Origin of the sequence: Pandoraea norimbergensis, from assembly GCF_001465545.3 — a bacterium.
Lineage (GTDB): Bacteria > Pseudomonadota > Gammaproteobacteria > Burkholderiales > Burkholderiaceae > Pandoraea > Pandoraea norimbergensis.
Map to the genome: position 1 here is coordinate 3,457,472 of NZ_CP013480.3, position 11,857 is coordinate 3,469,328.

Here is an 11,857-nt window from a genome sequence, read left to right on the forward strand (position 1 = left end):
GGGCGGCGCGCTTGGCGCGCTCGCCCAACTGCTACATGACACAGGTCACATGACCCATTACACCTTTGCGAGGCGACCGCCGAGACCCGTGCTGCCGCTCGACGCGGGACTGCCGACGCTCAGGCAGAAGAGCCCGTCGCCCGCGCCGCCGTCCCAATTGCCGCCGTGATAGGCGACGCAGTTCGCAGCCGACCAGAAGGCGTCCGCATACGTGCCGTTCGAGGCCGAAGCGTCGATGGTGGCGGGCAGGAACACTTGCGACAGGTCGTAGTTCGCGCCGGCATCCACGGACATCGTGACCGGGTAGGAGGCCGAAGCCGACGGCGCCACCTGGTTCGTGGTGATGTAGGTCTTGTTGCCCTGTTTGTCCCAGATTTTGTATTTCAGGCTGGCGTCGGTTTGCAGTCCATCGACCATCTGCCAGACGTTCGACCAGAGGCCGATAATGCCGCGCCACGAGGCTTGCGAGGTGGGCGACGCATCGACGTTGGTAGCGCCGGAACTGTTCGAGTTGCCTTGGCCGACCAAGGTCTGGGCGTCAGGGTTGCCCAGTTCGATGAGGGCCAGCATCTGGATGGCGGAGAGTTGGTAGATGTTCCACAGCGAGAAGCCCGTAACGCCCCCGGTGTTGCGCGCGTTCGCGCGGGCCTGCATCGTCGGGAAGTCGATGGAAACCAGCGGCCCGACGGCAGCCACGGACGCCAGCTTGTTGCCGGAGGCGTTCGAGCCCTGATACTTGCCGACCCAATACTGGGCCAGGTCAGCGCCGGCGTTCTTGAAAGCCGGGTGAATCTCGAAGCCGGTTTCCTTCTTGTCCGAAACCCAGATGGCCTTCTTTCCGACGTAGGCGCCGGACGCCACGATGCCGGTCTTGATGTAGAAGGCGGGCACCTTCACCATCGCCTGGCTGTCCAGGGTCTGATCGACGATACCGGCATAGGTCGGGTGGGCGTTGAAGAAGGCGGCATCGGTGGCCTTGGCGTTGCCGTCCTCGTCGATGCGTGCCCACGAACCGGAAGTCGCGCCAGTCGAAACCAGAGCGATACCGATCACCGTGCCGAAAATCTTTTTCGTAGTGAACTTCGTCTCCACCGACCATTCCGACCAGCCGATGGTTGCGCCCTTGTGGCGGACGCGCCAGAAGTATTGCGTGTTCGAGGACTTCAGCAGGCCGGCAGGAACGGCCAGCGAGGTCAGATGCGTGGCGTCCTCGCCGCTGTCGTAGGTGGAGGCGTCGTAGGACGCGCTGGCCTCGCGGATTTGCCATTGGGCCGCCGCTTGGGTGTCCGCACCCGCATAGACCGCGAAGGCGCTGGACGACAGCGTGGGCGTGTCGGCGACGTTGGTCAGGTTGTTGGCCGGGCCAACGTTCGACGGGGCCTGCACATACACGAACGACGCGGCGGTGGAGAACGAAACCGGGTCAGACCACGGCGACCACGCGCCTTCGGCGTCGCGCGCGCGGCCACGGGCGAAGTAGTCATGGCTGGTTTGCAGGCGCAGGCCGATTTCCTGCCAGGACAGGCCGCCCACCTGCGTGCCGCTGTCGATGATGACCTCGGCGAAGTCGGCGGTGGCGGAGACTTGGAATTGCACGGCGCCCACGGGCGTATCGGTGGGCGAAACGTAGCCGGTCAGGCCCAGCGTCGGGCGGTCGGTCAGGTTTTCAGCGCCATCGACGGGGTTGGACATGGCAGGCTTGAGCGGAGGCGTGTGCGTGCCGCGCAGGCCCGTGGTGGAGCCCAGGCCAATGATGTGCTGGATCTCGGTATTGCCAGCGCCGCCCACGACGGTCACGCGCAGCGCGGTGTCGCCATTGACGAGCAATTCGTACTCGCAGTCGATGTAGCCCGCCGGCACTTTGCCGCCTTCGCGCGTCCATGCCAGCGGCGCGGACACCCAGTCGCCATCGATCAGAAAATCGACGTTCACAACGGATGCGGTGGGCGTGCGGCGGATTACGACGGCGCGCTTGACGCCATCGAAGCCCAGATTGATGGGCTTGGAGAAGTAGGCCGCGCCCGGCTTGGCCTGCGCGGTGCCGTTAGCGACGGCAAACGAGGTGCGCGCGAGGAACGCGCCGGCGCCGCCGTAGGCGTTTGCCAGCGGGTCAGAAATGCGGATGCGGGTGCCGTTCAGCACAGCATTGACATGAACCTGCTCGGCGTGCGTCGCGTTGTAGATGACATAGTTCTGGCCGGGCGTGAAGAAGCTGCTGTCGGTCACGTCGATGGAATCGTCGCCGGCGACGGCAGAGGTCACGGCGATGGGCTGCGTGTCGGTCAGCGTGTATTCGCCGGCCCACATTTCAAGGCTGATGTTGTTGCCCGAATAGTCCCAGTCCAGGCGCACCGCACGCGCCAGCATGGGCGCGGTCATGCCCTGCAAGTCGCCGATGTCGCCGCCCAGGTCTGCGACGGCCTGCGCCACCTGGTTCATCTTTTCGGCGAAGGTGGGCGCATCGCCCTTGGCGGCGTTCAGCTCGTCTTCGACGCTCACCTGGCGCTCGTCGAGGGCGGAGAAGTTCTCGTCGATTTCCTGGTAGCGCGTGTTCCACAGCGAGGGGACGGCATCCGGCTCGTTGTTCGGAATCGGCGTGATGTTTTGGTTGGGCAGGGACATGGGGGGAGCTCCTTTCAGAATCGCATCTTCAGATTGACGCCATAGGTTTCCCCGTTCTCCAGGTACTTCGGCGCAAAGGTTTTCCAGCAAACAAGGTTGCCGTCGGTGTCGAGCAAGGCCGCCTCGGAGAGAGCGCCGGCATTGAGGTCGTCGGATTCGACGACGCCCTTCCCGGTGGCGGAATACAGGTCTTCTTGAACCAAGGCCGTGACGGGCTTGCGCTTGACCTCGTGGTAGAGGCCGGCGGCGCCGCTGTCGGCGGGCTTGGCGGTGTTGTCGGGGTTGTGGCCACCGTCGCCGTAGGCGATGAATGCGATGGGCTTGAGTACGCCAGTGCCGGCCATGTGGGCGGCGACGCGGCGGCGGTAGCTATCGGCGACTACGGCTTCGGGCACGGTCACGCTCCTTCGATCTTGTAGAACTCAAATTCCGCGTTCCTGGGGCCGCCCAGCTTCCATGCGCCGGAGAGCGTCAGGCGCGCGGGAGAGGTCGGCAGCAGGACGGGCTGCTGGTAGTTGCGGATTTTGAATTGACCGAAGCGCGGGTATTCGGTCATTTTCCGAGTGGTGAGCCGGTGCGAGCCGTCGAGGAGGAATGCGCCGATGTGCAGGCCGCTACCCACCGTCCAGCCGCCATCGAGGCGGCGCGTGTGGTGGTAGAGCTTCGTGGGTGGCGGCGGGGTGACGTACTCGAACTCTTCCAGCGGTAGGGTTTCGACGCGCCAGGCCGGGGCCTCGGCGGTGATGGTCACGCGCTGCGCGCCAGTGACGCGGCAGTTGTGCAGGTGCCAGTTCGACTTCTGGCCGTACTTGTGGCCCAGCTTGAAGGTGCCGAACGGCTGCGGCAGGCGCGGGAGCTCGCCGTCGATGCCCAGCTTCCAGCGCCCGGATGGTTCATCGGTGATGACGCGCCCGCACCACGGGTAGCGCGCCAGCATGTCCTTCCGCATCCAGAACTTGTAGGACGCGAGGATGGTCAGCAGGAACGATTCGTTCAGCCAGAAGCGGAATACCGGAACGAGGCGCGCCGGAATCACGTCCTTGATAATCTGGATGAGCTTGGCGACGGACTGGGTATCCACGTCGAAGCCCAGCGAGATCATGATGCGGCTGGTCAGGAACATGCCGCTCGTATCCACCACCCTGTCCTTGCGGCTTTCGTCAGCATCCTCGATGCGCCGGCCCAGGCCCCAGGTGCCGTCCAGCTTCAGGCCCGGCTCGCCGACCTGGTGCAGCCACCACGCGAAGCTCGGCTTCGAGGTGTAGAGCGCGGTGGGATACGGATAGTCCTTGTCCTGCCAAAGCTGCTCAATCTCGCACTGGTTCGGGAAGAGCATTTGCAGGTAGGTCTTCAGGAAGTGCAGGCCGCGCCCCTGCACGTCGCCCGACTTCCATGCCCGATACAGGTAGCGCGTGGCCGCCTCTTCGCGGTCGCCTTGCAGCAGCACCAGGCCGTCGGTGTTGACGGCCTTGCGCACCAAGTCGAACGAACCCAGGTGCGCAGCGCCCGACACATTCACGTCGAAGACATCCGGGGCCAGCATGTCGTTGAAGAGGTCGAGGAAGAGCCGCTTCAGGTCATCTTCGACATCGTTTTCGGCATAGCTGTTTTCCAGCGGCAGCAGGCGCGGGAGCTGGGCATTCGAGAAGTCAAAGGACATGGCGATCACCCGCCCCAGGTGGGCGTGACGATGTTTGCCGTTTCGACGGTCACGGCCAGGCTGTCGGCGGACACGTAGCGCCACATTTCAGGGCGTGCGGCCAGAGACGGCGGTTCCACGATGTTCACGGTCAGGTCGGAATCGCCGCTTGCCAGCGCCGCCACCTTCTGGCGCAGCAGTTCATACACGCGCTTGTAGAGCGGGCGATTGCGCCCACGGCGCGACGCGGCGGCGGCCTGGCCGAACTCGCCCAGCGCGGCCTCGATGATTTTCTGGCGCACGTCGGAAGCAACGTAGGACGTGCTCACGCGCGCGCTCACGGACATGGCGATCTTCGAGCGCACCGGCGTGAAGAAATAGACCCGGTAGCTGTTGTCGGCGGCCAGAATCGCGGCGCGAATGGTGCGCTGCGTCTCGGTCAGGTCATCCTCGGCGATTTTCACCGGCGCCACGGGCACAGCGGGATCCGATTCTTCGAGCACGGCTTCGCCGCCCTCTTCGGACAGGCAGGCCACGAACAGGGCGTTGATGTTGTCGAGGCTCGCGCCGCGCGCCTGCTCTTCCTCGGTTTCGTTCCAGATCGAGAGGAATTGCAGGTTCGGGAACTTCTTGCGTACCAGAAACCCGAACTCGCCCAGGAACACCGCGTTGTCGTCATAGACCGACGGGTAGCGCGCGAGGTCGCGCAGCACCGACATGGGCATGGGGTTTTGGCCGGGCTGCAAGAGCGCGTCCATCTTGAGCTCCACGACGGCTTCCAGCGGCGAACCAAGGTACTCGAACGAGAACGGGCTGCCGAAGGCCGGGCTCACAGCGCCGTTGGTGTAGTAGGTGGTCAGGGTGATTTCGGCCCCGTCCGCCGGCTGCACGCCCACCACGCCGCTGAAGCCGAATCGGACATAGACCTGCTGGCGGTCGTCGGCTTCGACGTGGAACACGCGCTCGTCGGCCTCGGTATTCACATAGCGATTGCGGTAGGCGTACTCGCCCTGGGCGTCGCTCACGGCGATGGAGCACAGGAAGGCGTCGTCGTCCGCCGCCGGCACAGGCACGGCATAGAACGGCTCGCTGCCGGAAACCGTGTGCGTGATCGTCACGGCGCGAAGCTGGCTGGCCTCGAAGGTAGCCTCGCCGCCCGGTGGGATGGTGATGGGGGTTTCCGCGCGGTACAGCAGGCCGGACGAATCCAGCAGCGTGCGCGCCGATTCCACGGTGAAGTCCTCGGTTCCGCCGTTGATGGCGCGGATGCGCACGCGCGCCGGCGTGCCGCTACGGATGATGCCGCGCATGGCCGCGTCGGCAAGCACGGTCGAATCGCGCACCTTGTCGTAGGGTTCGGCCTGGGCGGTTTCCACTTGGGCGGAAAACATCGCCAGCATGGTCGCCATCGCGTCCAGGTGTTGCAGGGTGCGCGGGTCGCCCGCCTGGTACAGCGGCGCGATGGACTGGTAGTTGCCGATGGTGTCGGCGATTTTCTTCTGGAAGTCTGCCTTGGTGTACATACTCTATGCCCCTGGCACTTGAATTGCCACGCCGGCCACATCCACGAACAGATCAACCCTGTCCGGGGGTGTGCGCACGGCGTAGAGGTTCAGCGAACCGGGGGGAAGAGCCTGAAGCGCCGGGATGTCCTGGCGCATCTTTTCGAGGAAGGCTTCGGGCGCACCGTCAGCCTGCGGCAGTTGCAGCAGGGCCTTGGCGTCCTGGCCGTAGCCGGAGCCCAAATAGCCCTCCACCGGCGTGTTCAGCCAGTGCCGCACCATTTCCTGAATGTCTTTTCCCGTGATCGTCGCCATACCCAAAGTGTGCGGTGCTGGCAACTACAGGAATCACGGTTTTTTCCGGGCCGGGCTCGCTATGCGCTCAATCCGCCCGTGGCGACGTGGGCGATACCCCGGTCGCGCACGTCCTGGCCCACGTCCGGCGACGGCATGGATACCTGGATGGGCTTGCCAGAATCGTTGGACGCCATCGGCACCGTCACCGGCGGGGCCTCGGGCACGGACGGCACGCTGGGCGCCGACGGCACCACCGGCGCGCTGGCGCTTGCCACCACCGGCGCGGCGGGCGCAGCCACCGATGCGATGGACGGGCGCGCGGGCGCAGCGGGTGTCGCCGGAGCGCCATCTGGGCCGGCGAACGCCTTGGCGTAGATGTTGCCGGCGGCCAGGTCGTTCTTGTATTTCAGGGCCGACGTGCCGTTGGCGTCGGATGGGCCGGATTCGCCGCGCGCAGCCTGCGCCGCGCCGCCCTCGCCGGCGATGTGGCGGGCCTTCAGGATCCCGGCGATTTCGTCCTGGCTCATGCCCTCCTTGATGACGCCGCGCGCCAGCAGACGGGCGTAGGACTTGTCGGAGTTGGTCTTGAAGGCGGCGTCCTGGGCATCGGCGCTGCCCAGGTACTTGTCGTAGCTCATGCCGCCGTTCCAGTTGTCGGCGTTCTTCAGGAACTTCGACATGCCGCCGGCCTGGCCCCACTTATATTCGTTACTGAAGCCGTCGGCCTTCATGGCGGCCTGCACCGCCGAGCTGCCGCCCTTGATGAGGCCCGCATCCGCCAGCCAGCCTGCGCCGGCCTGGTAGCGGCCCATGTAACCGGCGGAATTCACCACGTCGAGCTTGCCGCCGGCGCTTTCGGTTGCGGCGGTGGAAGCCACCAGCGCGCGCGTGTGGGCGTCGTCCAGCCCGGCGATGTTGCCCTGCTTGTAGTCGGCTCCGGTTTCCATCGCGCGCCGCGCCGCGATGCGGTCTTTCAGGCCCTGCGGCACCATGCTGGCGGCGAAGTCCTTGGTGCCGCTCCACGCGCTGCCGGCGGCGTTCTTCGTAGCGTTCCATGCGGTACTCGCGCCGGACTGGACAGCATCGGCAGCCTTGCCACCCAGTTCGACGGCACCATCCTTCACCGCGCCTGCCACCTCGGCGATCTTGCGCGCGCCAGCCTCGGCGGCCTTGATGGCTGGGCCGATACCGGGCAGGGACTTCAGCCCTTCGTAGGCCGACGCGAACGCGCCGGACACGGATTCCCAGCCAGCCTTCGCGGTATCGACGAAGCCGCCCCAGGCTTTCTTGATGGTGTCGCCCACGGCGGCGAACGCAGTCATGGTGGCGTCCCAGCCCTTTTGCAAGGAGCCCACCACCGAATCCCAGCCGGACTTCACCCAGTCGAAGGTGCCCAGCGCCGTGACTTTGACCTCGTTCCAGGCGTTGCCGATCATGCTGGGGATGTCGGCGGCGCGCAGGTCATTGACCCAGCCGCCTACGGTGTCCCCGAGAATCTTCCCGGCGTCGTCGCCCAGGAACATGCCCACGGCGCCGCCGATAGCGCCGCCAATGGCCGTGCCGATACCGGGGAAGATTAGCGTGCCCAGCGCCGCGCCGCCAGCCGCACCAGCGGCCATGCCAGCCATCGAGCCGGCGAACCCGCCGACGGCAGCCCCGGTCTTCTTGTCCTTCTCGCGCCGTGACAGGGTGTCATCGGATTCCGACGAATACACGTCCGCTGCTGCGCCCGCGCCGGCCAGCAGTGCCCCCAGAATCGGGACGCGCTTCAGCAGCCCGCCCATCTTGGAGAGCGCGCCGCCCTCCTTCAGCAGGCCGCCGGCCTTGCCCAGAAGACCGGCTTCTTTCGCGGCTCCACTGGCTGCGGCAGCTTCTTTGCCCCCGAAGCCCAGCAGGCGGCCCGCGCCCTTGAGCAAGCCACCGCCTGCACCCAGCAGGCCACCCACAACCGGGATGCGCGTCAGCACGCGGCCAAGGCCGCCGAACAGGCCGCCCAGAAGGCCAGACCCACCCTTCGCGCCGTCGTCCGGTTTTTCCTCGATGTTCTTCAGGCTCTTGTTGGCCGCCTTGTTGAAGGTCGTCTCGTCCTTGCGGAAGCCGGTCAGCGAAGTCCAGATGCGGCGCAACCAGCCTTCCTGCCGCTTCTCGCGGCTGCCGCCGGTCAGCAGTTCGTAGCCGCGCGCCATCGGGCGCGCCACCTCGTTCATGGCCTTTACGGCGGGGTCGGCTTCCTCCATGCCGCTGCCGGATTCCCTGATGGCCCCAGCGATGCGGTCGGCGACGCCGCGCAGCGCGCCGGTTTCTTCTCCGTCTCCGCCACCACCGCCGCCACCATTTCCACCCCCAGAACCGGGCGCACCAGAGCCGCTGCGCCCATCGCCACGCACGAAGCGCCCGCGCCCGTCGCGCGATACCGGCTTGGCGATGGCGCGCTGCGTGGCCTGGCTGGCCGCGCGCACGGCGGCCACCGCCTGCCCGGCAACCTCTACGGCCTGGGCATCGCGGCGGATTGCGCTGGCGCTGGCCCCGCCGGTCTGCGGCGTGGCGGTCTTGCGCAGCAGCGCCGGGATCTGGCTGGAACTGCGGGGAGTGCTCGGGGCGGGCGCCATCGGGCGCGCCACCTCGTTGCCGGTCTTGTCGGCGCGGCCAGGCCGTGCAGGCCCGCCGGATGCGCCGCTGGTCAGCGCGCGCCGGATAGCGCGCACGTCGTCGTGGATGTCGTCCCAGACCTTGAGTGCGCGCCCGATGTCGATGGGGTCGCCGGTCAGGAAGCCTTGTGCGTCGTGCTTGAGCGCCATGCTACGGTCTCATAAAGGTGTCGAGTTGGGAGAAGGACATCTGCACCTCTTCCAGCCCGTCCTCGCGGCGGGACAGGCTCAATGCCATGTTGGCCGGACGGAACATGCCGATGTCCTCATATCCGCCCCGGTTGCTGCCACGGGTGATGAAGGCATGGACTACCTTGATGGTGATGGCGTAGCTGTCCGGCACGCCTACCGTGCCGTCGCGCGGGGCCGCCGCGCCGTGGTGCGCCGCAAACCACCGCTTGAGCGTGCCTTGCTGGTCGTCGATGGTCGTCAGGCGCAGTTCCACCGGCTCCGCGCCCTGCACGGCGTCGATGACGGCACCGCCGACGCGGCGCTTCTCGCCGGCGATGATGAAAGGCTCGTATTCGACCTCGGTTGCGAAAAGGTTGAACCGCTGCGACATATCGCCGTTGAGGCGGCTCGAAACCTCGATCAGCCAGAGGTTCTTCTTCGCCAGTTTCTGGCCGCGCATGTCGTCGTAGATGTTGCGCGCCTCGGTCGGGCTGATGCCGCCGAACAACGGCGTGGGCGAGCCCCAATACATGGTCTGCGAGGCAACGCCGCCCATACCAGGCAGTAGATCGTTCAGCAGGCCGGAATCCAGCAGGCGCATCCCGGCGTCTTCCCAGTTGCCTTGCAGGACATCGCCCAGGGCACCACCGCCCACGTTAATAATGCGCTGGGCCTGAAGTGGCACGTACTTATTGACCAGGTTCATGGCGGCATTCGACGCCATGCTCTGGCCCATGCTGGTTACGGTCTTCGCCAACTTGCCGCCGCCCAGGGCATCGGACGCCGCGCTGCCGGCGCTGCCCAGCACGGAGTTCAGGCCCGACTTGATTGAACCGAACAGGCCGTTACTGGAAAGGCTCTCCGCGATGTTGTTGTAGAGGGACATGGGTTAGCCCCTCATGCCACCGAACCCGCCGCCCATGCCGCCATCGTCCTCGGGCGGTTTAGCATCGACGACGCTGGCGTAGAGCTTGGCCTGGTCTTCGTCAAGCATCATGGTCTTCACGAGGAATTCGGTCATCACCTCCTTGCTCGCGCCCAGCTCCTTCATCATCTGCATGGCCTGGGCCAGCAGCATCCCCGCGTTCATCGAATCAGAGCGCGTGCGCTGCTTCTCGGCTTCCAGGGCCGAAATAGACCCGAAGAAGTTGATCGTCCAGGGGCGCTCCTTGGGGTCGAACACCACGCCGTAGCGGCGCATGGTGTGGATGTCGATGACGTGGTTGAAGAAGTCGGACAGCGCCACGCGGATGATGCGCGCGCGCTCGGCGGCCTGCGCGGACACGCGGAAGAAGCCGCCCTCGCCAAGCCCGCCGGAAAGCTGATCAGCGAAACCCAGCATGGACAAATCGACGCCCAGCGCGCCGGCCAGCATCCGGGCGTGCAGCATCACGTCCTCGATGCTGATGGTCGCAGCGCGGCCAGGTGCGCCGCCGTTCGCCGGCCCCACTGTGGAAAGCTGCTTTTCGTTGAAAACCGGGATGATGTGGCGGATCCGCTCCATGACCGGGCGGCCAGTTTTCACGGCCTGCTCGGCGTAGGCTTTCGACGCCATGAGCATAGCCTTGACCGATTCGACGAACCGCTGTTGCTGATCGAGGTTCATGGATTCCAGATTGACCGCCACCATCTGCTCGTCAATCGAATCCATCCACCTCTGCCCGACCAAGCCCAGCAGGGATGCCGTGAGATTGTCGTAAGGCCCTTCGGCGCTGTAGAGCAGAGAGCCGCCGACCATGCTTGGCATGATGGGCAGGCTGTCGATGTCGTCCTCGGAGATTGCCAGGCGCACCGCCTTTTCGACGACACCGTACTGCGGCACCCACTGGACGCGCGGCATCTTCAAGCGGGCCATCTGCGAAACGTCAAGCCGCTCGAAGCCTCGCTCGCCGGTATAGACGGCGAAACCCACCGTGCGGCTGCCGCGCTCGAATGGCTGCACCATCGGTGGGCGGATGGTTTCGTCCATGTGGATGTCCACCACGCCGCGCGAGTTCGTGTAGAGGCGCGCGTAGGAATCCCCGAATGCGCCGCCGATGTAAGCCGCCTGAAAGGCCGTCTTGTTGAAGAGCGGCGCCAGCTCGGCGGCGATGTCATCGACGATGGCGGAAAGACGCTTGTCCTTCTTCGTCTCGGACTTCTTTTCGACGAAAACGAGGTCGCCATTGGTTTCGTGCCCACCAAGGGCCGAAGTGACCAGCAGCATGAGAGCCGTCGAAATGATGGGGTCGCCCTCCATCATCGACCACTTTTCGTAGATGATTTGCCGCGCCCGCGCCCCCTTGCTGCCGGAACCCAGAAGCGATGCAATGGTGGTCGTTCCGGCCCCGTACATGAAGGCATCGGAAGCCGTGATTTGCTGCGCCGGCGCGATGTGCGACGATGCCCACCGCTTGCGGGACAGGCCAAGCCGGGCCAGGAAGCCGGGCTTGGGCGGAACGGGGGTGTTGGAAATATCGGCCATACGGCAAGGGTAGGATGCCCCGCCGTGCCACTATCGGCCCGTTTTCCGCCTCACGATAAAGGACGCGCAATGGCGGGCAACCGCCGCGCCATGAGAAGGGTTACTGCGTCGGAAACTCCATGTCCTTGTCGAACAGGGTGTAGAAGTCCGGGCTGTTGGCGTCGAGCAGGAATTGGTTGCTGTAGATGATGTTCGACGCCAGGTAGGCCGTGCGGAACTCGTCGGCCATGATGAGGGTTTCCTCGCCGCTTTCGCCCTGGTAGGCCCGCTTGATGAGCGGGTCGCTCTGGTCGCCCAGCTCGAACCCGCCCGCCTTCAGCTCGTCCTTCAGCGCCCACCAGTACGGGCCATAGTCACGGTAGCGGCGCGGGTCTTTCTGCAACCGCTCCGCCACCACGCTCAGCCCGAAGCCCAGAAGGTTCGAGAAACCCCGGTTCGCGCGCAGTCCAGCCGCGCGCTCCGTCACCAGAGCCTTGATGGTGTCCTTGTCGAACTTGTATTCGGTGTAGGCCAT

9 protein-coding genes are annotated in these 11,857 nt (G+C 65.7%); all 9 read right to left on the reverse strand.

What is annotated here, in order from left to right; translation table 11 throughout:
• Positions 1-57: 57 nt before the first annotated feature.
• Positions 58-2,712 (reverse strand): hypothetical protein, encoded by a 2,655-nt coding sequence (locus AT302_RS15005; protein WP_167365806.1) that lies wholly within the window; start codon positions 2,710-2,712, stop codon positions 58-60.
• Positions 2,637-3,017, reverse strand: a complete 381-nt coding sequence (locus AT302_RS15010) for a hypothetical protein (RefSeq protein ID WP_064675089.1) — start codon at positions 3,015-3,017, stop codon at positions 2,637-2,639. The genes AT302_RS15005 and AT302_RS15010 overlap by 76 nt, the downstream gene beginning before the upstream one ends.
• A gap of 2 nt (positions 3,018-3,019) precedes the next feature.
• On the reverse strand, positions 3,020-4,282 hold the full coding sequence (locus tag AT302_RS15015) for a hypothetical protein (RefSeq protein WP_157125796.1): 1,263 nt from the start codon (positions 4,280-4,282) through the stop codon (positions 3,020-3,022).
• 5 nt (positions 4,283-4,287) lie between these two features.
• Positions 4,288-5,784, reverse strand: coding sequence for a hypothetical protein (locus AT302_RS15020; RefSeq protein ID WP_058379108.1), 1,497 nt, complete (start codon positions 5,782-5,784; stop codon positions 4,288-4,290).
• 3 nt (positions 5,785-5,787) lie between these two features.
• On the reverse strand, positions 5,788-6,078 hold the full coding sequence (locus AT302_RS15025; protein ID WP_058379109.1) for a hypothetical protein: 291 nt from the start codon (positions 6,076-6,078) through the stop codon (positions 5,788-5,790).
• Between the two features lie 59 nt (positions 6,079-6,137).
• Positions 6,138-8,858 (reverse strand): hypothetical protein, encoded by a 2,721-nt coding sequence (locus tag AT302_RS27975; RefSeq protein WP_218918963.1) that lies wholly within the window; start codon positions 8,856-8,858, stop codon positions 6,138-6,140.
• Between the two features lies 1 nt (position 8,859).
• Positions 8,860-9,765, reverse strand: coding sequence for a hypothetical protein (locus AT302_RS15035; RefSeq protein WP_058379110.1), 906 nt, complete (start codon positions 9,763-9,765; stop codon positions 8,860-8,862).
• A 3-nt stretch (positions 9,766-9,768) separates the two neighbouring features.
• Positions 9,769-11,343 (reverse strand): hypothetical protein, encoded by a 1,575-nt coding sequence (locus AT302_RS15040; RefSeq protein WP_058379111.1) that lies wholly within the window; start codon positions 11,341-11,343, stop codon positions 9,769-9,771.
• Positions 11,344-11,443: 100 nt separating this feature from the next.
• A complete protein-coding gene (locus AT302_RS15045; protein ID WP_058379112.1) occupies positions 11,444-11,857 on the reverse strand; it encodes a hypothetical protein in 414 nt (137 codons plus the stop codon).

What these genes read in the sequence shown, in the direction of transcription:
- AT302_RS15045 (WP_058379112.1), bottom strand. Translation starts at nt 11,857, where the DNA reads ATGGCCTACACCGAATACAAGTTCGACAAGGACACCATCAAGGCTCTG.
- AT302_RS15040 (WP_058379111.1), bottom strand. Translation starts at nt 11,343, where the DNA reads ATGGCCGATATTTCCAACACCCCCGTTCCGCCCAAGCCCGGCTTCCTG.
- AT302_RS15015 (WP_157125796.1), bottom strand. Translation starts at nt 4,282, where the DNA reads ATGTCCTTTGACTTCTCGAATGCCCAGCTCCCGCGCCTGCTGCCGCTG.
- AT302_RS15035 (WP_058379110.1), bottom strand. Translation starts at nt 9,765, where the DNA reads ATGTCCCTCTACAACAACATCGCGGAGAGCCTTTCCAGTAACGGCCTG.
- AT302_RS15025 (WP_058379109.1), bottom strand. Translation starts at nt 6,078, where the DNA reads ATGGCGACGATCACGGGAAAAGACATTCAGGAAATGGTGCGGCACTGG.
- AT302_RS15020 (WP_058379108.1), bottom strand. Translation starts at nt 5,784, where the DNA reads ATGTACACCAAGGCAGACTTCCAGAAGAAAATCGCCGACACCATCGGC.
- AT302_RS27975 (WP_218918963.1), bottom strand. Translation starts at nt 8,858, where the DNA reads ATGGCGCTCAAGCACGACGCACAAGGCTTCCTGACCGGCGACCCCATC.